Raw genomic sequence first — 21,577 nt, forward strand, 5'->3', positions numbered from 1 at the left:
GGATCAGGCGCTCCTGAGCCGCGGGTCGATGACGGGGTACAACAGCTCCACGACGGTGGAGATCACGACGAAGACGAAGGCCGAGAGCAGCACCACGCCGATCACGACCGGCATGTCCTTGGCGGTCACCGCCTGGAGGACGAGCGAGCCGATGCCGGGCCGCCCGAACACCGTCTCCACCAGCACGGCGCCGCCGATGAGGGAACCGGTGAGCCACCCCGCCAGCGTGAGCAGCGGCACGGCGGAGTGGCGCAGCGCGTGCCGCAGCCGTACCGCCGTCCGGCCGACGCCGCGGGAGCGGGCGGTGACCACGAACGGCTGCTCCAGGGCGGTTTCGAGTCCCTCGCGCAGCACCTGCGCCATCACGCCGGTGAGCGGCAGCGCCAGCGTGACGGCGGGCAGGACCAGCGAGGCGAAGCCGTCCGCCCCGGCCACCGGGAAGACCGTGAACCGGAAGGAGAAGACGGTCAGCAGCACGATCCCCACCCAGTAGGACGGGGTGGAGGCCGCGACCAGCTCCCACACCGAGGCGACCGCGCGCAGCGCGGGCCGGCGGCCGGCCGTCGCCACCGTGGAGAGCACCGCGAGGACGACGGCCAGGACCAGCGCGGCCAGGGCCAGCTGCACGGTCGGCACCAGCTGGTCGCCGATCAACGACCACACCGGCCGCTGGAGCTGGTACGACTCCCCGAGGTCGCCCCGCAGGAGCCGGCCCAGGTAGTGCAGGTACTGCTCCGCGACGGGCCGGTCGAAGCCGTACTCCCGGCGGATCTCGGCCCGCACCTCGGGGGAGCCGGCGTTGGACGGGCCCAGCAGTACGGACACCGGATCGCCGGGGATGAGCCGGAGGGCGAGGAAGGCCAGGGTCGCGGCCCCCGCCAGCACGGCCACCGCCGAGCCCAGCCGCCGGGCGACCGCGCGGGCGAGGGCCGTCGCCGGGGCCGCCGTCACGCCGAGCCCAGCCAGGTGTCGTAGTACGTCAGCCAGTTGCTGGCGTCGAACGTCAGCCCCTTCACGGTCTTGGCGTGCCCGACCAGGGAGACCTGCGTGTAGAGCGGGACGACGACCGCCAGGTCGATGGCCCGCTGCTGCACCTTGGGGTAGACGTCCGCGTGGACCTTCGCGTCCAGTGTGGCCCGGCCCTCGTCCGTCCACCGGTCGAAGTCGGCGTCGGTGAGGAACGTGGCGTTGATGCCGCCCTTCGCCGGAGCGCTCCCGGAGTTGAGGAACAGCCACAGCACGTCCGGGCTGAACCGGGGCCAGCTGAGGTCGATGGCGTTCGCCTTGCCGCCGTACACCTGGGTGTTGTAGGTGCCGAGGTCGAGGCTGGGGCGCTTGACCTCGATGCCGATCTTCTTCAGGTCCGCCTGGATGGCCTGGCCGAGGACGTCGCGTCCCTCACGGGTCGCCTGGATCGACAGCTGCGGCCAGGTCACCGTGAGCCGCTTGCCGTCCTTGGTCCGGTAGCCCTGCGCGTCCCGGCCGGTCCAGCCCGCTTCGTCCAGCAGCTTCGCGGACTCCTCGGGGTCGTAGGGCCAGCTGTCCTCCAGGGTCTTGTCGTAGTAGGGGGTGGTGGGGCTGATCGGGCTCCAGGCCCGCGGGTACTGCCCGAAGGTGACCGTCTTCACGTCCTGGTCGATGTCGATCCCGCGCTGGACCGCCTTGCGTACCCGCTGGTCGTCGAGCGGGGCCAGTGAGCTGTTGAGCCAGAGGTTGTAGTTGCCGCCGGGGGCCTGCCGGGAGATGAGCGACAGGCTGGGCGTCGCCTTGACCGTGGTGACGTTCTGCGGCGGTATGGCCTTCGCCACCTGCACCTGGCCGCTCGTCAGCGCGCCCGAGCGCACCGAGGCCGTGGACAGGAAGCGGACGACGAGCTTGTCGAGGTAGGCGGGCCCGGTGTGCGCGGCGGTCGCGGGCCCCCAGTCGTACTTCGGGTTGCGGGTCAGCACGGCCGACTGGCCCTTGGTGTAGCTGGTGAAGACGAAGGGCCCGCTGCCCACGTCGGCGGGACCGCCCGCGGCGAGTTTGCCCGCGTTCGCCGTGAGCGCCTTGGGCGAGTAGAAGCCCAGGTAGGTGGTGCTGGCGGCCTGGAGGAAGGGGGCGAACGGCTTGGAGAAGGTGACCTTGGCCGTGTGCGCGTCGACGACCTCGGTGCCCGTGTAGGGGCCCAGGAGGCTGATCGCGTACAGCGACTTGGTGGACTTGGCGACGATGTGGTCGAAGTTGGCCTTCACCGCGGACGCGTCGAAGCGGGTGCCGTCGCTGAAGGTCACGTCGGTGCGCAGGTGGAAGGTGTAGCTCTTGTAGTCGTCCGCCACCTCCCACTTGGTGGCCAGCCAGGGGTGGAACTTTCCGTCGGCGTCCTGGGAGACCAGCGAGTCGAACACCTGGCGCTGGATCTCGGCGGTGACGTCCTGGGTGCTGGCGTGGATGTCCCAGGAGACCGGTTCGGTGTCGACGGCGGCGGTGAGGGTCCCGCCCCGGACCGGTGTGTCCGAGGCCGCCTTGCCGGTGTCGCCACCGGACGAGCAGGCGGTGAGCAGGAGGAGACCGCTCACGGTCGCCGCGAGGAGACGGCTGAGCGCGGACAGGGACGGGCGCATGGTGGAACCCCCGGCGTGAGTGGGTCTGAGAAGAGGGGACGGCGAGGCGGGAGACGCGGGGCCGGCGGACGGTGTGCCGCCGGGGGACCCGTCCCCCGGCGGAACCCGCCGGGGGACGGACCGGGACCGGGTCGGCTCAGTCATCGGGTGCCTCCGCCGCGAGGGCCGTCGCACCGACGACCGGCAGGATGGCGTCCTCGCCCGGCGCGTGGACCCCCACCGACTGGATGTCACGGAAGTGCCGTTCCAGTGGGCTGTCCTGGGCCAGCCCGGGGTTGCCGAGCAGCTGCACCGCCGTCCGGACGGCGGTGGTGAGATGACGGACGACCACGACCTTGGCGGCCAGGGCGTCGACACCGCGGACGGGATCGCCCCGGTCCACCCGCTCCGCGACGGAGAAGATCAGCTGCTCGGCGCTGGAGAGCAGGGTCTCGATCTCGCCCGCCGTGCGCTGGAAGCGGTCCGTCGTGGCCAGGGGGCGCCCCAGCGCGGCGGGCGTCCGCGTGTGGGCGAAGGTGTGCACGTGGCTCTGCGCCGCGCGCGCCACCCCCAGGTAGAGGGAGGAGGAGAGCAGGAGCATGATGCTGCCGGGCAGTGTGCCCGGGGCGGGATCGGCGCCGGGAGGGGCGAGTTCGTGCACGTACTCCGCGGGGATCTCGACGTCCGTGAACACCACCTCGTGGCTGCCGGTCGCGCGCATGCCCAACTGCCGCCAGGTGGGCACGATGTCGATGCCGGGTGTGCCGGCGGGGACGATGAAGTTGCCCACCCGTGGTGACGGCTCGTCCGTGGCCGCCCAGACCAGGAAGTAGCTGAGTCCCTCGGCGCCGGTGACGTACCGCTTCCTGCCCCGGATCGACCAGCCGTTCGCGGTCCGCCGGGCGGTGGTCGCCGGCAGCGGGCCCCGGGTGGACGAGCCCATCTCCGGCTCCGCCCGCGCGTGGTTGAGCAGGGTCGGCCGCTCGGCCGACTCGGCCAGCACCCGCGCGTACAGCTCCTGCGGCCAGGGGCTGCGGGTCTGCAGGAGGTGGGGGACGATGGTCATCCCGGAGATCAGCGCGGTCGACGGGTCACCGCGGCCGAGCGCCAGCAGGATGCGGGCGACATCGGTGAAGCCCGCCCCGGGACCGCCGTAGCGGGGGTCCACTCCCGCGGTCAACAGCCCTGCCTCGTGGACCACTTGGATCGACGTGTGCGGGAAGGCGCCGGTGCGGTCGTGTTCGGCCGCGGTCGCCGCGAGCGCCGCGCTCACCTCGTCCAGGCGGCCGAGGTCAGCGGGTAACAGCCGGCTTTCGGTCGCGGAGCTCATGAGGCCCGCTCCGGGGCGGGGCGGGACAGGGCGGTGGCCATGGGCATGTGCGTGTCCTTGGGATCGGGTGACGGTCCGGCCATGTGGGGTGAGCGGAGCGGGGGCGGCGATACGGCACACCGGACGTGCGGAACCGACGGGTCGCGGCGGACCCGGTCGACCGGCGACCGTGGGGGGTGGTGGAGGACCGTGTCAGAGGGTGCGGGCAGTCGCCCGCGGTCCGGCCTGCGGGCCCGTGTTCACCGGAGTGCGGCGGCAGGACGGGCGTGCGGGATCAACGACAGCTGGTCGACTTGATCCGGCCGAAGTCCACGACGCGGCACTGCGTCAGACGAGGCGTCAGGCGATCGCTCGGGCCATGGCCGAAGCCGCCGGCCGGGGGCCGGCCGAACTCGGTCACAGTCACAGGCCAGAACATGCCACTGAGCATGCAGGACACGGGCACGCCGCGTCCAATGCCGATTCGCGATCAAGGCTGATCGCGCACACCGATCGGTGCCCGGCCCGGGCGCGGGAGCCGGGGGCCGTGCCGGGCTCGGTGCCCGGCCCCCCCTCGGAGGCGGCCCGGACGGGTGACGTTCCTCCGGCGCACCCCTCACGACCTGCGGGTGTCCGCCGCCCGTCGGCCGGTCGTCCCGTCCGTCGCCGGCCGCCTCCACGGCCGGGGGCGGCGCGCGCCCCACCGTCCCAACGGCCCGGGCCGCTGCACCCCGGGGGCGTTCCCGGTTCCGCGCCACGGACGTGTTCCCTGTTTCGATCTTCCCGGTCCGTACGCGGATGCGTGGTCGCCCGGCGGGGGAGCGGGGCACGTCCAGGACAGCAGCGCCCGCCGGCGGGACGGTCGGAGGGCGGTCGTGGGACGGCCGAGGGTGGCCGTATGCTCACCTCAGGACCGGTCCGTATCGGACGATCTTCGGCGCGGCCCGGGAACACCGGGCGTGGCCGGGGCGTTGTGACGGACGACGAGATGTGTGAGGCGCCCCCGCGCGCCCGACCGAGGGAGGTGACCGACGTGGCCCGCAGAGCCCACGCCGTACACCTCTACTCCCGGCCCCACATCGACCTCCAGCGCGTGGCCGGCGCGCTCTGTCGTTCCTGACACGCCCGCTCCGGCCGCCGGCCGGGCGACCCGTCGGCTCGTCGCGCTCTCCGCCCGTGTGCCCGCGTACGGGGCCGACGTCTTTTCCCGCGGACCTCCGGGACGTTTCCCGGACCCTTCAGGAAGGCACCCCCGTGTCCTCGACTCCTCCTTCTCCCCTGCACCTCGCCGTGGCCTTGGACGGCACCGGCTGGCACCCCGCCTCCTGGCGCGATCCGGTGGCCAGGCCCCGTGAGCTGTTCACCGCCGGGTACTGGGCCGATCTCGTCGCCGAGGCCGAGCACGGCCTGCTGGACTTCGTCACCATCGAGGACGGCCTCGGCCCGCAGTCCTCCCACTTCCTGGACCCGGACGACCGCACCGACCAGGTCCGCGGCCGCCTCGACGCCGTCCTGATCGCCTCCCGCGTCGCCCCGCTCACCCGGCACATAGGCCTGGTGCCGACGGTGGTGTCCACCCACACCGAGCCGTTCCACATCTCCAAGGCGATCGCCACCCTCGACTACGTGAGCACCGGCCGCGCGGGCCTGCGCGTCCAGATCACCGCCCGCCCCACCGAGGCCGCCCACTTCGGCCGCCGCTCGATCCCCCGCATCGAGTCCTACGACGGCCCGGCCACGCTCGACCTGGTGGCCGACCTGTTCGACGAGGCCGCCGACTACGTCGAGGCCGTGCGCCGGCTGTGGGACAGCTGGGAGGACGACGCGGAGATCCGGGACGTGGCCACGGGCCGCTTCATCGACCGCGACAAGCTCCACTACATCGACTTCGAGGGCCGGCACTTCAGCGTCAAGGGCCCCTCCATCACACCGCGCCCGCCACAGGGCCAGCCCCTGGTCACCGCCCTCGGCCACGACACCGTGCCCTACCGTCTGGTGGCCCGCGCCGCCGACGTCGGCTACGTCACCCCCCACGACGCCGACCAGGCCCGCGCCATCGTCGCCGAGATCCGTGCCGAGCAGGAGACGGCCGGGCGCGCCGCCGAACCGCTGCACGTCTTCGCCGACCTGGTCGTCTTCCTCGCCGACGACCCGGCCGAGGCCGCCGCCCGCCGGGACCGCCTCGACGCCCTGGCCGGCGAGGAGTACACCAGCGACGCCCGCGTCTTCACCGGCACACCCGCCCAACTCGCCGATCTGCTCCAGGAGTACCAGGCCGCCGGACTGACCGGCTTCCGGCTGCGCCCCGCCGTCGCCGGCCACGACCTCCCGGCGATCACCCGGGGCCTGGTCCCCGAACTCCAGCGCCGCGACGCCTTCCGCCGCGCCTACGAGGCCGACACCCTGCGCGGGCTGCTCGGCCTGGCCCGCCCCGCCAACCGCTACGCCGCCGCCTGAGCGGGAGGGAGAAACCGAATGAGCAAGCCCCTGAAGCAGATCCACCTGGCCGCCCACTTCCCCGGCGTCAACAACACCACCGTGTGGAGCGACCCGAAGGCCGGCAGCCACATCGAGTTCAGCTCCTTCGCCCACTTCGCCCGCACCGCCGAACGCGCCAAGTTCGACTTCCTCTTCCTCGCCGAGGGCCTGCGCCTGCGCGAACAGGGCGGCAAGATCTACGACCTGGACGTCGTCGGCCGCCCCGACACCTTCACCGTCCTCGCCGCGCTCGCCGCCGTCACCGACCACCTCGGCCTCACCGGCACCATCAACTCCACCTTCAACGAGCCCTACGAGGTGGCCCGCCAGTTCGCCAGCCTCGACCACCTCTCCGGCGGCCGCTCCGCCTGGAACGTCGTCACCTCCTGGGACGGCTTCACCGGGGAGAACTTCCGCCGCGGCGGCTTCCTCCCGCAGGAGGAACGCTACTCGCGGGCCAAGGAGTTCCTCGCCACGGCGAACGAACTCTTCGACTCCTGGAAGGGCGACGAGATCGTCGCCGACCCGGCCACCGGCACCTTCCTGAGCGACGCCAAGGCCGGCGCCTTCGTCCACGAAGGACGGCACTTCGACATCCACGGCCGCTTCAACGTCCCGCGCAGCCCCCAGGGACGCCCGGTGATCTTCCAGGCCGGCGACTCCGACGAGGGCCGCGAGTTCGCCGCCGCCGGCGCCGACGCCATCTTCAGCCGCTACGCCGCTCTCGACACGGGCCAGGCCTTCTACACGGACGTCAAGAACCGCCTCGCCAAGTACGGCCGCCGCAAGGACCAGTTGCTCATCCTGCCCGCCGCGAGCTTCGTCCTCGCCGACACCGACGCCGAGGCGGAGGAACGGGCCAAGGAGGTGCGCCGCCTCCAGGTGAGCGGGGCCACCGCCCTCAAGCACCTGGAGTTCGTCTGGAACCGGGACCTGTCGTCGTACGACCCCGACGGCCCGCTCCCCGACATCGACCCCCTGGTGAGCGAGGAGCACATCTCGCGCGGACGGGCCCAGGTGCGCATGTACCGGGACCCGCTGGCCACAGCCCGCGAATGGCGGGAACTGGCCGCCGCCCACAACTGGTCGATCCGCGACCTGGTCATCGAGACCGGCAACCGCCAGACCTTCGTCGGCTCCCCCGGGACCGTCGCCCGGACCATCGACGACTACGTCCAGGCCGACGCCGCCGACGGCTTCATCCTCGTCCCGCACATCACACCCACCGGCCTCGACGAGTTCGCCGACAAGGTCGTCCCGCTGCTCCAGGAGAAGGGCGTCTTCCGCACCGAGTACGAGGGCAGCACCCTGCGCGACCACCTCGGGCTCGCCCACCCCGACGACGTGTCGGGCACCGAGCGGGCCGCGTCGTGAAGTTCCTTGCCATCACCCTGATCGTGCACCGTCCGGACCCGGTCACCGGCGTACGGAAGTCCACCCAGGACCGCTTCCGCGAAGTGCTCGACAACGCGCTGCTCGCCGAGGAACTCGGCTTCGACGGCTTCGGCGTGGGCGAGCGGCACGAGCGGCCGTTCATCTCCTCCTCGCCGACCGTCGTCCTCAGCCACGTCGCCGCCCTGACCCGGCGCATCCGGCTGTTCACCGCCGTGACCACCCTCAGCCTCCTGGACCCGGTCCGCGCCTACGAGGACTACGCCACCCTCGACCACCTCTCCGGCGGCCGGCTCGACCTGATCATCGGCAAGGGCAACGGCGCCGCCCAGCGCGAGCTGTTCCACGTCACGCCCGAGGACCAGTGGGAGCGCAACGCCGAGAGCTACGAGGTGTTCCGGCGGATCTGGCGGCAGGACAAGGTCACCGCGGCCACCCGCTTCCGCCCCGAACTGACGGACGCGGAGGTGTGGCCGCGGCCGTACCAGCAGCCCGTACGGGTCTGGCACGGCAGCGCCACCAGCAAGGAGTCGGTGGACCTGGCCGCCCGCTACGGCGACCCGCTGTTCTCGGCGAACGTCACCCATCCCATCGAGCCGTACGCCGAGTTGATCCGTCACTACCGCGAGCGCTGGGAGCACTACGGCCACGACCCGGCCGGCATCGCCGTCGGCGCCGGAACGGCGGGGCTGTACGTGGCCCGCACCTCCCAGGAGGCCCTGGCCGCCTACCGGCCCGTCTTCGAGGGCAACCTCGCCTTCCAGAGACAGGCCGGCCTCCCGGTCGTCTTCGAGACCCTGGAGGACTTCGTGGAGCGCAGCTCGGCCCTGATCGGCAGCCCCCAGCAGGTCATCGACAAGGTGCACCGCTACCACGAGCGGTTCGGCCACACGGTGGTGCACCTGCACGCGGACGCGGGCGGGCTCACCGACACCCGGCACCGCGACTCGCTGGAGCTGTTCCAGTCGGCGGTCGCCCCGGTGCTGCGCAAGGACATCCCGGACCCGCCGTTCGCGTGGGGACCCGTACTCCCGGAGGCGGCACATGTCTGACATCCCCCTCGGCGTCCTCGACCTGGTACCGATACCGTCCGGGTCCACCGCGCGCGACGCGCTGCGCAACTCCGTCGACCTGGCCCAGCGGACCGAACGCCTCGGATACGCCCGCTACTGGTTCGCCGAGCACCACCTCAACCCCGGCGTCGCGGGCACCTCCCCGGCGGTCGTCCTGGCCCTCACCGCCTCCGCCACCTCCACCATCCGGCTCGGCTCCGGAGCCGTGCAGCTCGGCCATCGCACCGCGCTGTCCACGGTGGAGGAGTTCGGCCTGCTCGACGCCCTGCACCCGGGCCGCTTCGACCTGGGTCTCGGGCGCTCGGGCGGCGGCCCGCCGGCGGAGCGGGCGACCGTGCCCACGGCCACCCCGGTCGTCGACGGCCGTGCCCCGAACGGCCTGGTCATCCCGCCCCGCTTCTCCTTCGAGCGCCTCCTCGGCTCGCCCCGCATCGCCCTGCACCGCAAGCTGCTCCTGCTTCCGGGCGCCGCATCGCAGGACTACGCCGAGCAGATCGACGACATCCTCGCCCTGCTGGCCGGCACCTACCGCTCCCCGGAGGGCGTCGAGGCCCGTGCCGTGCCGGGGGAGGGGGCGGACGTCGAGCTGTGGATCCTCGGCAGCAGCGGCGGACAGAGCGCCGAGGTCGCGGGCGCCCGGGGCCTGCGCTTCGCCGCCAACTACCACGTCAGCCCCGCCACCGTCCTGGAGGCGGTGGACGGCTACCGGTCCTTCTTCCAGCCCTCCGACGTCCTCGACAAGCCCTACGTGAGCGTCTCCGCGGACGTGGTCGTCGCCGAGGACGACACCACCGCCCGCGAACTCGCCGCCGGGTACGGCCCGTGGGTCCGCAGCATCCGCACCGCCGAGGGCGCGATCGAGTTCCCGACCCCGGAGGAAGCACGCGCCCACACCTGGAGCGAGGAGGACCGCGAACTGGTCCAGGACCGCCTCGACACCCAGTTCGTCGGCTCGCCCGGCCGGGTGGCCGATCGGCTGGAACAGCTCCAGGAGGCCACGGGCGCGGACGAGTTGCTCATCACGACCATCACCCACGACCACGCGGACCGGGTCCGCTCCTACCGGCTGCTCGCCGAGGAGTGGCGCCGCAGAGGCCACTCCGCACCGCCGGGCTGATATCCCGCCACGGGGTCTCCCCGCGAGCACCCCGGCCGTGCGGACGCCCGCCTGCCGACAGCCTCTCGGCAGGCGGCCGTCGGCAGGCGGCGCGGAGGTCAGGGGGTGGGCCGGGCGCCGACCGCCGTGTGCTCGTCGGCGGTCATGTGCTGCGGCGTCGCGTCGAGTCCGGCCCGCAGCGCGTCCCTGAGCCGGGTGAGGCGGTCGATCTCCGCGTCGAGGACGGCGATGCGCCGCCGTACCACCGTCGTACCGACGATGGCCGGTTCACCGGGTGCCGGGGGCCGGCAGCGGCGGGGCTCGCGGGTGGCGAGCAGCGGGAGGCGGTCGGCGATGCCGGCCAGGTCCTCGACGGTGAGGCCGAGGGCCAGGAGGTGCCGGATGCCGCGCAGGACGGCGAGGTCGTCCGGGGTGTAGTCGCGCTGGCCGGCCCTGGTGCGGCGCGGCGGCGGCAGCAGTCCGCGCTGCTCGTAGAAGCGCAGTGCCCTCGGTGTCGCGCCGACCGCCGCCGCGGCGTCCCCGATCCGCATGGTGCGTCCCCTCCCGCCCTCGTGGCCCGGCTCGTCAGCCGTGTCCCGGGAGGTCGACGACGACCGTGCCGAAGATCCGTCCCCCGGTCAGTTCCTGCAACGCCCGCGGTGCCTGTTCCATGCCCTCGAAACGCGTCAGCGGCAGCCGGATCCGGCCGGACCGCAGCCAGCCGTCGAGCCGGCGGGTCCACTCCGCCTCCACCTCGGGGTGGTCGATGGCGGTGTACCCCCGCACGGACACGCCCTTGACTATCAGACGGAAGGTGTCGATCCGCGCGGGTGCCGTGGCACCGGGGCCCCGGGCGGCGAGTTGCCCGGAGAGCGCGCCCACCAGCGCGAACCGCGCGCCCTGCCGGGCGGCGTCCACGGCCGCGCCGAGCTGGACGCCGCCGACGTTGTCGAGGAGGACGTCGATGCCGTCCGGCGCGGCCTCGGCGAGCTGCGCGGAGAACGCGCGGCGGGCGTCGTCGTCCGTGCCGTCCCGCCGCTCGCGCCACGATCCGCCGGTCAGCACGGCGTCGTAGCCCAGTTCGGAGGTGAGGCGCTCGGCCTTGTGCGGGGAGCCGGTGGTGCCGACGACCCGGGCGGCGCCGAGCAGCCGGGCGATCTGGCCGGCCAGGGAGCCCACCCCGCCCGCGGCCCCGGTGACCAGGACGACGTCCCCCTCCCGTACGCCCGCGAGCCGGGTCAGCGCCCCGTAGGCGGCGGAGCCCGAGGTGAGATGGGCGGCGGGCTCGGGCAGGGCCGGGTCGACCGGGGCGCACCGGACCGCGGGGACGAGGGCGTACTCGCGCCAGCCGAGCAGATGCCTCACCAGGTCGCCGGGGCGCAGCGGGCTGCCGGGCGGTGCGGCGACGACCTCGCCCACGGCCGGCCCGAACAGCGTGTCCCCGGGGCGCAGCCCCGGCACCGGCGTGTCCTCGGCGGCGCCGCCGAGCAGGGTGCGCAGGCCGCCGAAGACCTGGAAGTGCCGGTTGCGGACCAGGACCTGACCCGGCGCCGGGGCGGGCAGTGGCGTCTCGACGACGGTGAAGTGCGCCGGTTCGGGCAGCCCCTCGGGTACGGCGGCGAGCCGCACTTCCCGGCTGGTGCGGGGCAGAACCGTGGTCATGGGCGGCCTCCTGGGCGGGCGCGGTGGGCGGACCCGGTGGCGGCGCGCGCACCGGGCCGTGGCCGGACGGCGGCCGCGAGCCCGGGCGGGTGCGCGCCCGCCGGGCGGTGCGCCGACGCTAATCCCTGACCCTTGGGTCAGGGGCAAGCCCGGGCTCCGCCGGGCGCGGGGGTGTGCCGGTCCGCCGCCGTGCCCCTGCCGCCGTGCTGTCGTCGGCCGGGCCGTGCTCAGCGCGGTGACGGACGGTCCGACGCGGCGGGACCCTCGACACGGGCGAGCCAGGAGGTCAGGAGGGTTTCGAGCGCCGTGGCCTCCTCGGGGCGCAGGGCGCTCAGCAGCCGGTGCTCGTTGTGGATGTGGTCGGTGAAGGCACGGTCGAACAGGTCCCGTCCGGCGGCGGTCAGCGCGACCACACGCCCCCGGCCGTCGTCCGTGGCGCGCCGCCGGGTGACCAGCCCCGCCCGCTCCAGCCGGTCGATCCTCTTCGTCATGGCGCCGGTGGTGACCATGGTGTGGGCCGCCAGTTCGCCAGGCGCCCGCTCATAGGGCGCACCGGCCCGGCGCAGCGCCGCCAGCACGTCGAACTCGCCCTCGCCGAGGCCGTACCGGCGGTAGACGACGCACAGTTCCTGCGTCAGCAGTGCGGCCAGCCGGTGGAGCCGGCCGATGACGGCCTGCGGGGCGACGTCGAGGTCGGGCCGCTCGCGCCGCCAGGCGGCCTGGATCCGAGCGACGTGGTCCGGGGCCGGGGCGGCCCCCGCACGGGCCTTCCCGTCTCCCGCGCGGGCCTCCCCGTCCTCCGCGCGGGCCTCCCCGTCCTCCGCCGCACCGTCCGGCGCACGCCCGTCCTCGGGTCCCATCGAGAGATCTTCCACGGAAGCCACTATAAAGTAACTTCCTAGGAAGCTATATTCGCTTCCGTGGAAGCTTCTTTTCGCTGGATCGGTGTGACCGCCGTGGCGCCGGTCGCCTGGGGGGCCAACTACTACGTCACCCGCGCCTTCCTGCCCGCCGACCAGCCGCTCTGGGGCGCCGCGCTGCGCGCGCTGCCCGCCGGCGTCCTGCTGCTCGCCGTCGCGCGGGAACGCCCGCGGGGTGGGTGGTGGTGGCGGTCGGCCGTGCTGGGGGTGCTGAACACGAGCGCCTTCTTCGTCCTCGTGTACGTCGCCTCGCAGTCGCTGGCCACGAGCACCGCCTCCATGGTCATGGCGCTGTCGCCGGTGGTGCTGACCCTGGGCGCCTGGGCCCTCCTGGGCGAACGGCCCCGGGTGACGCACCTGGTCGCGGCGGGGGCCGGGCTGGCGGGCGTCGTGCTGATGCTCGGCGGTCCCGGCGGGCAGGTGAGGCCGGCCGGTGTGGTCGCCTCCGTGGCGGCCATGCTGGTCTCCGCGGCCGGGTTCCTGCTGAGCAAGCGGTGGGACACCGGTCCCGGCGTGCCGGCCGTCACGGCCTGGCAGCTCACGGTCGGCGGTGTGATCCTCCTGGCCGTCGCCGGGGCGGTGGAGGGGGCGCCTCCCGTGGTCGACGGCGCCGCGGTGGCGGCTTTCGCCTACACCTCGGTGGTGGCGACCGCCCTCGCCTTCCTCGCCTGGTTCGCCGGCCTGCGCCGGCTCCCGGCCGGCACCGTGGGCCTGATCGGCCTGCTCAACCCGGTCACCGGTGTCCTGCTCGGCACCACCCTGGCCGGCGAGGGCCTGAGCTTCGCGCAGGCGGCCGGGATGGCGCTGGTCGTCGCCGCGGTCGTGGGAGGCCGACGCACCGCGGCCGACGGGCCGCCGTCCGGGGGGCGGCGCGGCGGACCGTCGGCCGCGGACCCGTGCGGCGGCGGCCCGCCGGCCGAGGAGTCGTCCGGCGGCGGCCTGCCGGCCGAGGAGTCGTCCGGCGGCAGTCCGCTGGCAGAGGAGCCGCCTGACGGCAGTTCGCCGGCCGAGGAGCCGGCAGAGGAGCCGTCCGGCAGCGGCCCGCCGGCCGAAGTGCCGTCCGGCGGCGGCCCGCCCGTGGACAGCGCCACTGCGGCGCCCCGCCCCGCGGTGCGGGACACGCGCTCACGCAGGCCCGGGGGCTGACCCCGCACTGCCTCCGCCCGTGCCCGTCGGGGAAGCGGATCGCCGATCCCGCTGTCAGCCGGTCCCGCTGAGGGAAACAATGTTCCGCGTCCACTCGAGGCCCTCGCGGAAGGCGGCGTGATGATGTCGGCTGTTCTCGTCTGTGTCGGAGTCGTGCAACTCGGCCTGGTCCTGGTCGCGATCGCGTCGGGCGGGGCCGCCGGACGCTGGACCGGCGTGCTGGGCTGCGCCCTCGCCTACGACTCCCTCGTGGTGGGGCTGGGGGCGGCGGTGGGGGAGGGTGCCCTGCTCGAAGGGCTCAACGAGGGCCGCTTCGTCGCGCACGCCCTCCTCACCCCCCTGGCCGTCGTCTGCGGAGCCCTGCTGGCGGGCGCCGGACGTCGGGCGAGGGCGGCGGCCTGGGCGGCGGCCCTGGCGTTGGCCGCCGTGGGCGCGGCCACCGGCCTGCCGGGGCTCGACCTGGAGCCGCGGCGCTGGGCCGGCACCCTGCGGTACGTGGAAGCGGGCGGCCACGGCGCCCCGGTGGCGGCCGTGCTCGCCATGCTCGTCCTGCTCGGCGTCGGAGCGGCCGTCTGGGTGCGGCGCTCCGTGCCGTGGATCGCGCTCGGCGCCCTCGCCGTCTTCGTGGCCTCCGCGCTCGCGGCCGTCGCGCCCCCGCTCGGCAACCTCGGTGAGGCGCTGATGCTCGCGGGGATGGTCGCCGCCCTGCGGGACGGCCGGACGAGCCGGGCGGAGCCGGCCGTGCCGCAGGCGCCGCCGCGGACGGGGTGACCGTCGTGGTGCTGCCGGGGGGCTGGTGACCGCCGTGGTGCTGCCGCGGACCGGGTGACCGCCGTGGTGCTGCCGCGGACCGGCTGGCGGTCATGGTGCCGGCGTGGGCCGGGTGGCGGCCGGTCTTGTCAGGGGGTCGCTTTTCTGCTCTCTTAGGGAAACGCTGTTTCCCTCACATCAGCCGAGAAGGTGGTCCCCGTGTTCCGCAGGCTCTTACGGCCGGTGCTCGCACTGCTGTTGTGCTCGTCGGCCTTCCTGGTCACGGCACCTGTCACCGCCGCCGCCCCGGCCGCGGCGGCGGATCCCTCCCAGGCCGGCCCCCACGCCGTGGCCCACACCGACGTCACCGTCACCGCCTCGGGCCGCTCGTTCAGCGCCCGCCGGCACCACGAGCGGCGCCGACGCCCCCGTGGCGGCGGGCGCCCATCCCGGACTCGCCTTCGGCCACGGCTTCCTCCAGGACGTCTCCCAGTACGCGAGTCTGCTCGGCCACTACGCCTCCTGGGGGTTCGTCACCGTCGCCCCCAAGTCCCAGGGCGGTCTGCTGCCCAGCCACTCCTCCTTCGCCGACGACCTCAACGCCGCGCTCACCTGGCTCACCGTCCAGAACGGCACCTCCGGATCGCGCTTCGCGGGGGCCGTGGACACGGCCCGTCTCGGCGTCGCCGGCCACTCGATGGGCGGAGGCGCCGCCCTGCTGGCGGCCTCCCGCAACACCGCCGTGCGGAGCGTCTCCACGACGGCGGCGGCGGAGACCAGCCCGTCCGCCGTCACCGCCTCCGCCGCGCTCGCCGTCCCCGCCCAGTACGTCGGCGGCAGCTCGGACTCCATCGCCCCGGTCGCCGCCAACCAGCAGAAGATGTACGACGCCAAGCCCGCACCCGCCCAACTGCGCGTCATCACGGGCGGTTTCCACTGCGGCTTCGTCGACGCGTGGGCGCTCGGCTGCGACAGCGGCTCCCTGACCCGCGCCGCCCAGCAGCAGCTCACGAAGGGCGTCACCGCCGCCTACCTCCTGTACACCCTCGGCGGCGACACCTCCCTGTACGACCAGGTGTGGGGCACCGCCGCCCAGAACCTGGCCGGGGTCGTGTACACCGCCAAGCCCTGACCACCGCATCCCGCACCTCGCGCCACCGCACCCAGCGCCTCGCACCACCGCACCCCGCCCCGCCGCAGGGCCGTACGGACGTCCTGGACCCGACCGCCGTGAGGAGACGCCGTGCCCGCAAGCGACGAGGCCGCCGAAGCCGGTGAGGCCGGTGAGCCCGGAAGGGCCGAGCCGGGGAGTGTGGCCCCCTCCGCACCACGCCCGGACACGCGTGAGTTCGTGGTGTTCCCCGGGCGTCCGGCGGTCACGGTCCGCCGGGGGGACCCGGCCCCCTTCGGATGGTGGCCCGCCGTGTGTGTCGCGCTGGTGGCCGCGATCGACCGGATCGAGTACAACCTCCTGGCCGGTGCCCTGCCGGCGATCCAGGAGGAGTTCGGGTTCGGCGACGCGGCCGCCGGCGCCATCGCCACCGCCGGTTCGATCGCCGCCGTGGTGCTGCTCCTGCCGGCCGGGAGGCTGGCCGACCGGGCCCGCCGGACCTGGACCGTCTCCGCCGTCGTCGCGGTGTGGGCCCTGCTGACGGTGGGCACCGGCCTCGCCGGGAGCTACGCGACGCTGTTCGCCGTCCGGGTGCTGCTCGGCTCCGCCGGCCAGCTGTACAACCCGCCCGCGTCGAGCCTCCTGGCCGACTTCCATCCGGGCTCCGGCCGGGGCAGGGCCTTCGGGTTCGAACGCATGGCCTACTTCGGCGGGCTGCCGATCGGCGTCGTCGCCGGTGGCGCCCTGGCCGAACACGCCGGCTGGCGCACCGGGTTCTTCCTGGTCGCCCTCCCCGGCGCGGCCGTCGCCCTCCTGGTGCTGACCCTGCGCGAACCCCTGCGCGGCACGGGCGACCGGCTCACCCTCTGGTACCGGAGCGGGGACGGCCAGCCCGCGCCCCCGGCGCCGGCCCACCCGCGAGGCGCGCCCCGCCCCGCGGAGCCCGGAATCCCCCTGCGGCGGCAGGTCGCGGAACTCCTCGCGATCCCCACCCTCCGCTCGGTCGTGACCGGACTCGCCATCGTCTTCTTCGGCCTGGGAGGGCTCTTCTACTGGATGCCCTCCTTCTACGGCCGCAGATTCGGCCTGGGCGAGGCCGACGCGGCGGCGGTGGCCGGCGGGGCCGGACTCGTCGGCATCGTGGCGGGCATCCTGCTCGGCAGCCGCCTCGGCGACCGCCACCACGGCTCCCGTCCCGGCCGGCGCGTCGCCGTCGGCGGCGCCGGGCTCACCCTGGGCACCTGCGCGCTCGCGGGTGCCGTCGGCCTTCCGTTCCTCGTGCCGCAGGTCGTCTGCTTCACCCTGGCCAACGTCGGGTTCGCCATGGCGCTGGCCAACCTGACGGCCGCCAACGCCGACGTCGTGGCCGCGCACCACCGCGGCCTGGGCTTCGCGGTCCTCCAGATGCTGGTCACGCTCGGCGGATCGCTGGGCCCCTGGCTCATCGGCGTGGTGTCCGACGCGACCGGCTCCCTCGGCGTCGCGTTCGCCGCGGTGCTCGCCCCGCTCGCGGCCGGCTGTGCCGTCGTCCTGCGCGCACGGGCGACGTACGAGGCCGACGCGGCCGCCGCCCTCGCCCGGTCCGGGGAGGACGGCGCCTGACGCCGCACCCGGCCAGTCGGCCGCCCGCCCACCCGCCCACCCGGCCGCCCGCCCACCCAGCCGTCCAGCCGCCCCGGCTCCTCGCGCGTCACCGTCGTCGCCCGCGCTCGCCCCCCGCCTCCCGCCGCCCCACCCTGTTGTTCCGTTCAGGGAAACGAAGTTGACACTGGCGGAACGATGGCGGTACACAGGGAAGGAGCTGATCCGCACTCCGCCGGGTCCGTGGGAAGGACGCGTCATGCCCGATGCACCACCCCCGCCCGCCGCGGTCCGGCGGATCCTGGCCGGAGAGACCGCCGTCACCATGGCGACCGGGGTGCGGGAGCGCGCCGTCGACGCCGCCGGACGCGTCGCCGTGGTGGACGGCGTGCGCACCCTGACCTTCGCCGCCCTGCACGCACGGTCCAACCGGCTGGCGCAGGCCCTGCTGGGTGCGGGGCTGGCGCCGGGCGACCCGGTGGCGGTCCTGCTGGGCAACCGGCTGGAGTATCCGGAGGTGGCCGCGGCCCTGGCCAAGGCCGGGCTGCCGATGGTGCCGTTGGGCCTGCGCCAGACCGCGCCCGAGATCGCCTGGATCGTCGGGCACAGCGGCGCGCGGGCCCTCGTCGTCCAGGACGAACGGGCGGAGGAGGCCGTCGCCGCCGTCGGCGCGAGCGCCGACCGCATCGCGGTCGTGCTCACCGTCGGGCGCCCCGGACCGGGGCTCGGCTACGAGCGGGCGGTCGAGACCGCGCCCGACCGCGACCCCGGAGTGCCCGTCACCGGTGACGACGTCTTCTGCGTCCAGTACACCTCCGGTACCACCGGCCGCCCCAAGGGCGCCCTGCTCACCCATGGCGGCCGGGCGCTGACCGCCCTGCTGTCCGCGCACGAATGGGGCCTCGGCGCGGGCCGGACGAGCATCGCCGTCGCCCCCATGAGCCACGGCGCGGGCTTCATGTTCGGCTTCGCCCCCGTCCTGACCGGCGGCACCGTCGTCATGCTGCCGCGCTGGGACCCGGCCCGGCTGCTGGAGCTCGCCCAGGAGCACCGCGCCCAGTCCGTGTTCCTGGTCCCCACCCACGCCCAGACCATCCGCGCCCTCGGGGAGGACGCGCCCTCCCGCTACCGGCTGCCCGCGCTGGACACCCTCTACTTCAACGCGGCCGCCCTGCCGGTCCCGTTGAAGGAGTGGGTGCTGGACGCGTTCCCGCGCTGCGGCGTCCACGAGCTGTACGGCTCCACCGAGGGCGGCGTCGTCACCGACCTCCGCCCGCGCGACGCCCGGCGCAAGGCCGGCTCGGTCGGCCCGGCCTGGTACCTGACCGACGTGCGCGTCGTCGACGACGACGGACGGCCCGTGCCGCCCGGCGAACCCGGCGAACTGTTCAGCCGCTCCCCGTTCCTGATGGCGGGCTACCTGGACGACCCCGTCGCCTCCGTCGCCTGCCGGGCCCCCGACGGCGCCCTTTCCGTGGGCGACGTGGCCACCATGGACGACGAGGGGTACGTGACGATCGTCGACCGCAAGAAGGACGTGATCGTCTCCGGAGGGCTCAACGTCTACCCCCGTGAGGTCGAGGAGGCCGTCCTCGCCCATCCTGCCGCGGCGGAGTGCGCGGTGGCGGGCACCCCGGACCCCGTCTGGGGGGAACGGGTGACCGCCTTCGTGGTCTGGACCCCGCACGGCACCCCGCCGGACCTGGAGGAGCTCGTCGGCTTCCTGCGCCCCCGGCTGGCCCCCTACAAACTGCCGCGCCGCCTGGAGACCGTGGGCACCCTGCCCCGCAACGCCGCGGGCAAGGTCCTCCGGCGCGAGCTGCGCGACGCGGCCGGACCCGAACCGGCCCGGTAGACCCCGTTACGGCAGACCCCCGTACGGCAGACCTCCGTACGGCAAGACGACCGAAAGGCGGCGGTGCGGTGCGCCCCCATGTGGAACTGATCCATGAGGACGACTACGTCTGGCATCCGGCAGAACTCCCCGGCGGCACCGGAGACGTCCGCGAGCGCCGGCTGAGCACGGACGAGGAGGACGGCTCCAGCGCGCTCTCCCTGGAGTTCGACACGGACTGGACGCGCGGCGACGGAGTCCCCTCCGCCGACACGGAGTTCTTCGTGCTCTCCGGGCAACTGACCTACGGCACGACGGCCCTGGGCCCGGGCGGCTATGTGCAGGTCCCCGCCGGAGTGCCCATGGACGCCGTCGCCGTCACCGCCGGCAGCCGGATCCTGCACTGGCGCGAGTACGGCCCCTCCGACTTCCTCCCGGGCGGGGAGCGCGCCCCCGACGCGGAGGGCGAGGTGACGGTGCGGGACTCCGAAGCGCTGGAGTGGACGGCCGCGCCCACCGTGGGCCCCCTCACCCCGCTCTTCATCAAGCTCCTGCACCGGGACGACAAGACCGGCTTCTACACCCGGCTGATCCTCGCCCCCAAGGGGTGGACCGACCACCGGCTGGCCCACCACCCCTGCTACGAGGAGTTCTACACGCTCAGCGGGCGCATGACCTACAACTTCGGGGACATCGACCCGGGCACGTACTGCTTCCGCCCGCCGTTCGTGAAACACGGGCACTTCGTCGCCGAGGAGGACACCACCTGGATCATCCGCTCCGACGGCGAGCTCATCAACTGGTACACCACCGACGAGTGGATCAACTGGGGAGGCGAGGCGGAGAACTACGAACCCCGTCAGGCCCCCCAGCCGTCCACCATGCCGCTGCGCTCCCGCTCGCGCGGGGCGTGGAGCCGTGACGGCATGTGAGCGGCCCGGCGGCGGACGACCGCATGACCCGCACCCGGGCCCGCCGCCCCGCGCGGCGGGCCCGGTCCCGTCCGGTGCGGGCGTCCGGCCCGTCCGGCGGGGTCAGCGGGCCGGCGGGATCAGTGGGCCGGCGGGATCAGCGGAACAGGCGCTGACCCTGCGGAGGACCGGTCACCTCGCCGTCGCGGTGGACGACCTGTCCGCGCAGGACCGTGGCCCGCGGCCACCCCCGCACCGTGCGCCCGGTGAACGGGCAGTGGTCCTGACCCGACAGCAGCAGCTCCGGGGTCACCGTGCGCTCCAGGTCCAGGTCCACCACGACCAGGTCGGCGTCGTGCCCGACCATCAACGAGCCCTTGCGGTCCGCCAGTCCGTACGCGGCGGCCGGGTTCGCCGACACCAGCTCGGCGATCCGCCGCAGCGGCAGCCCGCGCCGGTGGTACCCCTCCGACAGCAGCAGCGGATAGAGCAGGGCCGTACCGCCGAACCCCGGCAGCGCCGGCCACAGGGCGTCGCCCTTGCTCTCCTCCATGCAGCAGGCGTGGTCCGAGGCGACCCAGTCGACCGTGCCGTCCAGGACGCCCGCCCACAGGGCCTCGTTGTCGGCGGCCGTGCGGATCGGCGGGTTCACCTTGGCGCCGAGCCCCGCGCCGGCCGCGTCCAGGCTGTCGTGGTCCAGGCACAGGTGGTGCAGGGTCACCTCGGCGCGCAGATCCGCGCCGGGCGCCGCGGCGCGCGCGGTGCGGGCCGCGTCCAGGGCCTGCGCGCTCGACAGGTGCAGCAGGTTGACCGGACAGCCGGTGGCGTGCGCCAGCGTGGCCGCCTCGCCGATGGCGACCCGCTCGGTCAGCGGAGGCCGCGCCTCGCTGTAGGCGCGCAGCGTCTGCGGGTCGCCCGCCGCCCGCACCCGGTCGATGAACAGCCGCATCAGCTCGGCCTGTTCGCAGTGCAGGGAGAGCGACACCCGCCCGTCGGGACGGGTCGCGTCCGCCGCCGCGACGGCCTCCATCAACTGGTAGAGGTGGCCGAGGTCGTACTCCTCGCCCTCCCCGGTCATCCGGAAGCCGCGCGCGTCACGGGAGTCCGCCGCGAGGTTGAACCCCTTGTAGAACATGTAGAACTTGAACGAGCTCACCCCGGCGTCCGCGACCAGCGCGGGTATCTCCCCGATCTGCGCGGAGTCCATGGGGGCCAGGTGGAAGCCGTAGTCGGTGTGGGCGCGGCCCTCCACCGCCTTCAGCACCTCCGGCAGGATCCGGGCGTACGGTCCCGTCCGGTCGAGGTAGTGCTGCCCGGTGCGGAAGTACGACAGGACGCTGGTGACGCCCCCGACCAGGCAGGAGCGCGTCTCCTCGGCGGCGTCCACGCCGAGCGGCCGGTAGATGCCGAGGTGCAGGTGGGCGTCGACGGCCCCCGGGAGCACCGCCCGGCCCGAGGCGTCGAGCACCTCGTCCGCGTCCGAGGCGGGCAGGTCGTCGCCGAGGGCGGCCACCACCCCGTCCCGGACGGCCAGGTCGGCGCGGATCTCGCCGGTCCAGGGCTGGACCAGCGTGCCGTTCTTCACGAGCAGGTCGTAGCGTGCCATGCCCAGCTACCGCCTTCCGGTCCCGCGTCCCCTATGAGGAAACGTCGTTTCTCTTTCGCGTCGGCGTGCCGCATGCTAGCTTTTGGTAACGCTGTTCCACAAGGAGAAACAAGATGGACTGAAGGG

General features: G+C 74.2%; 18 protein-coding genes. 11 read left to right on the forward strand and 7 right to left on the reverse strand.

The features are described from left to right. Positions 1 to 3 precede the first annotated feature (3 nt). The 3 genes from ACZ3KJ_RS25965 to ACZ3KJ_RS25975 all read right to left on the reverse strand — a co-directional run bounded on the left by ACZ3KJ_RS25965 (position 4) and on the right by ACZ3KJ_RS25975 (position 3,912). Positions 4 to 951, reverse strand: a complete 948-nt coding sequence (locus tag ACZ3KJ_RS25965; RefSeq protein ID WP_467530451.1) for an ABC transporter permease — start codon at positions 949 to 951, stop codon at positions 4 to 6. Next, the gene (locus tag ACZ3KJ_RS25970; protein ID WP_467530453.1) at positions 948 to 2,603 is read right to left on the reverse strand and encodes an ABC transporter substrate-binding protein; all 1,656 of its coding nucleotides are present in this window, start codon (positions 2,601 to 2,603) and stop codon (positions 948 to 950) included. Before ACZ3KJ_RS25970 ends, ACZ3KJ_RS25965 begins: the two co-directional genes overlap by 4 nt. Positions 2,604 to 2,739: 136 nt before the next feature. Next, entirely contained in the window at positions 2,740 to 3,912 is a 1,173-nt protein-coding gene (locus ACZ3KJ_RS25975) for an acyl-CoA dehydrogenase family protein (protein WP_467530454.1), read from the reverse strand. 967 nt (positions 3,913 to 4,879) lie between these two features. Here ACZ3KJ_RS25975 and ACZ3KJ_RS25980 point away from each other — a divergent pair. The 5 genes from ACZ3KJ_RS25980 (at position 4,880) to ACZ3KJ_RS26000 (ending at position 9,951) form a co-directional block, all read left to right on the forward strand. Continuing rightward, entirely contained in the window at positions 4,880 to 5,011 is a 132-nt protein-coding gene (locus tag ACZ3KJ_RS25980) for a putative leader peptide (RefSeq protein WP_389518636.1), read from the forward strand. A gap of 134 nt (positions 5,012 to 5,145) precedes the next feature. Beyond that, on the forward strand, positions 5,146 to 6,348 hold the full coding sequence (locus tag ACZ3KJ_RS25985; protein ID WP_389518635.1) for an LLM class flavin-dependent oxidoreductase: 1,203 nt from the start codon (positions 5,146 to 5,148) through the stop codon (positions 6,346 to 6,348). Positions 6,349 to 6,366: 18 nt separating this feature from the next. After that, the gene (locus ACZ3KJ_RS25990; RefSeq protein ID WP_467530457.1) at positions 6,367 to 7,743 is read left to right on the forward strand and encodes an NtaA/DmoA family FMN-dependent monooxygenase; all 1,377 of its coding nucleotides are present in this window, start codon (positions 6,367 to 6,369) and stop codon (positions 7,741 to 7,743) included. Further along, complete coding sequence (locus tag ACZ3KJ_RS25995; RefSeq protein WP_467530458.1) at positions 7,740 to 8,813, forward strand: LLM class flavin-dependent oxidoreductase; 1,074 nt, start codon at positions 7,740 to 7,742, stop codon at positions 8,811 to 8,813. The genes ACZ3KJ_RS25990 and ACZ3KJ_RS25995 overlap by 4 nt, the downstream gene beginning before the upstream one ends. After that, positions 8,806 to 9,951, forward strand: a complete 1,146-nt coding sequence (locus ACZ3KJ_RS26000; RefSeq protein WP_467530460.1) for an LLM class flavin-dependent oxidoreductase — start codon at positions 8,806 to 8,808, stop codon at positions 9,949 to 9,951. Before ACZ3KJ_RS25995 ends, ACZ3KJ_RS26000 begins: the two co-directional genes overlap by 8 nt. A gap of 98 nt (positions 9,952 to 10,049) precedes the next feature. On the opposite strand, the gene ACZ3KJ_RS26005 is transcribed toward ACZ3KJ_RS26000, so the two are convergent. From ACZ3KJ_RS26005 to ACZ3KJ_RS26015, 3 genes are all read right to left on the reverse strand, one after another. Further along, the gene (locus ACZ3KJ_RS26005) at positions 10,050 to 10,481 is read right to left on the reverse strand and encodes a MerR family transcriptional regulator (protein ID WP_467530462.1); all 432 of its coding nucleotides are present in this window, start codon (positions 10,479 to 10,481) and stop codon (positions 10,050 to 10,052) included. Between the two features lie 34 nt (positions 10,482 to 10,515). Further along, a complete protein-coding gene (locus ACZ3KJ_RS26010; protein ID WP_467530464.1) occupies positions 10,516 to 11,592 on the reverse strand; it encodes an MDR family NADP-dependent oxidoreductase in 1,077 nt (358 codons plus the stop codon). A 227-nt stretch (positions 11,593 to 11,819) separates the two neighbouring features. Continuing rightward, complete coding sequence (locus ACZ3KJ_RS26015; RefSeq protein ID WP_467530466.1) at positions 11,820 to 12,467, reverse strand: MarR family winged helix-turn-helix transcriptional regulator; 648 nt, start codon at positions 12,465 to 12,467, stop codon at positions 11,820 to 11,822. Positions 12,468 to 12,512: 45 nt separating this feature from the next. Here ACZ3KJ_RS26015 and ACZ3KJ_RS26020 point away from each other — a divergent pair, with 45 nt between their 5' ends. From ACZ3KJ_RS26020 to ACZ3KJ_RS26045, 6 genes are all read left to right on the forward strand, one after another. Further along, complete coding sequence (locus ACZ3KJ_RS26020) at positions 12,513 to 13,658, forward strand: DMT family transporter (RefSeq protein WP_467530468.1); 1,146 nt, start codon at positions 12,513 to 12,515, stop codon at positions 13,656 to 13,658. Positions 13,659 to 13,778: 120 nt separating this feature from the next. Next, positions 13,779 to 14,429 carry a hypothetical protein gene (locus ACZ3KJ_RS26025; protein WP_467530470.1) on the forward strand — a complete coding sequence of 217 codons (651 nt, stop codon included), beginning with the start codon at positions 13,779 to 13,781 and terminating at the stop codon, positions 14,427 to 14,429. 409 nt (positions 14,430 to 14,838) lie between these two features. Then, a complete protein-coding gene (locus ACZ3KJ_RS26030; protein ID WP_467530472.1) occupies positions 14,839 to 15,540 on the forward strand; it encodes a poly(ethylene terephthalate) hydrolase family protein in 702 nt (233 codons plus the stop codon). Positions 15,541 to 15,651: 111 nt separating this feature from the next. Continuing rightward, positions 15,652 to 17,121, forward strand: coding sequence for an MFS transporter (locus ACZ3KJ_RS26035; RefSeq protein WP_467530474.1), 1,470 nt, complete (start codon positions 15,652 to 15,654; stop codon positions 17,119 to 17,121). A 238-nt stretch (positions 17,122 to 17,359) separates the two neighbouring features. Beyond that, positions 17,360 to 18,955, forward strand: a complete 1,596-nt coding sequence (locus ACZ3KJ_RS26040) for a class I adenylate-forming enzyme family protein (RefSeq protein WP_467530475.1) — start codon at positions 17,360 to 17,362, stop codon at positions 18,953 to 18,955. 68 nt (positions 18,956 to 19,023) lie between these two features. Then, entirely contained in the window at positions 19,024 to 19,866 is an 843-nt protein-coding gene (locus tag ACZ3KJ_RS26045) for a DUF4437 domain-containing protein (RefSeq protein ID WP_467530477.1), read from the forward strand. Positions 19,867 to 20,002: 136 nt separating this feature from the next. Here the strand turns inward: ACZ3KJ_RS26045 and ACZ3KJ_RS26050 are convergent, their stop codons facing one another. Next, complete coding sequence (locus ACZ3KJ_RS26050; protein WP_467530478.1) at positions 20,003 to 21,451, reverse strand: dihydroorotase; 1,449 nt, start codon at positions 21,449 to 21,451, stop codon at positions 20,003 to 20,005. Positions 21,452 to 21,577 lie beyond the last annotated feature (126 nt).

It is taken from the genome of Streptomyces sp. NPDC003248, from assembly GCF_055563235.1.

What these genes read in the sequence shown, in the direction of transcription:
- ACZ3KJ_RS25970 (WP_467530453.1), bottom strand. Translation starts at nt 2,603, where the DNA reads ATGCGCCCGTCCCTGTCCGCGCTCAGCCGTCTCCTCGCGGCGACCGTG.
- ACZ3KJ_RS25975 (WP_467530454.1), bottom strand. Translation starts at nt 3,912, where the DNA reads ATGAGCTCCGCGACCGAAAGCCGGCTGTTACCCGCTGACCTCGGCCGC.
- ACZ3KJ_RS25980 (WP_389518636.1), top strand. Translation starts at nt 4,880, where the DNA reads ATGTGTGAGGCGCCCCCGCGCGCCCGACCGAGGGAGGTGACCGACGTG.
- ACZ3KJ_RS25990 (WP_467530457.1), top strand. Translation starts at nt 6,367, where the DNA reads ATGAGCAAGCCCCTGAAGCAGATCCACCTGGCCGCCCACTTCCCCGGC.
- ACZ3KJ_RS26000 (WP_467530460.1), top strand. Translation starts at nt 8,806, where the DNA reads ATGTCTGACATCCCCCTCGGCGTCCTCGACCTGGTACCGATACCGTCC.
- ACZ3KJ_RS26005 (WP_467530462.1), bottom strand. Translation starts at nt 10,481, where the DNA reads ATGCGGATCGGGGACGCCGCGGCGGCGGTCGGCGCGACACCGAGGGCA.
- ACZ3KJ_RS26010 (WP_467530464.1), bottom strand. Translation starts at nt 11,592, where the DNA reads ATGACCACGGTTCTGCCCCGCACCAGCCGGGAAGTGCGGCTCGCCGCC.
- ACZ3KJ_RS26025 (WP_467530470.1), top strand. Translation starts at nt 13,779, where the DNA reads ATGATGTCGGCTGTTCTCGTCTGTGTCGGAGTCGTGCAACTCGGCCTG.
- ACZ3KJ_RS26040 (WP_467530475.1), top strand. Translation starts at nt 17,360, where the DNA reads ATGCCCGATGCACCACCCCCGCCCGCCGCGGTCCGGCGGATCCTGGCC.
- ACZ3KJ_RS26050 (WP_467530478.1), bottom strand. Translation starts at nt 21,451, where the DNA reads ATGGCACGCTACGACCTGCTCGTGAAGAACGGCACGCTGGTCCAGCCC.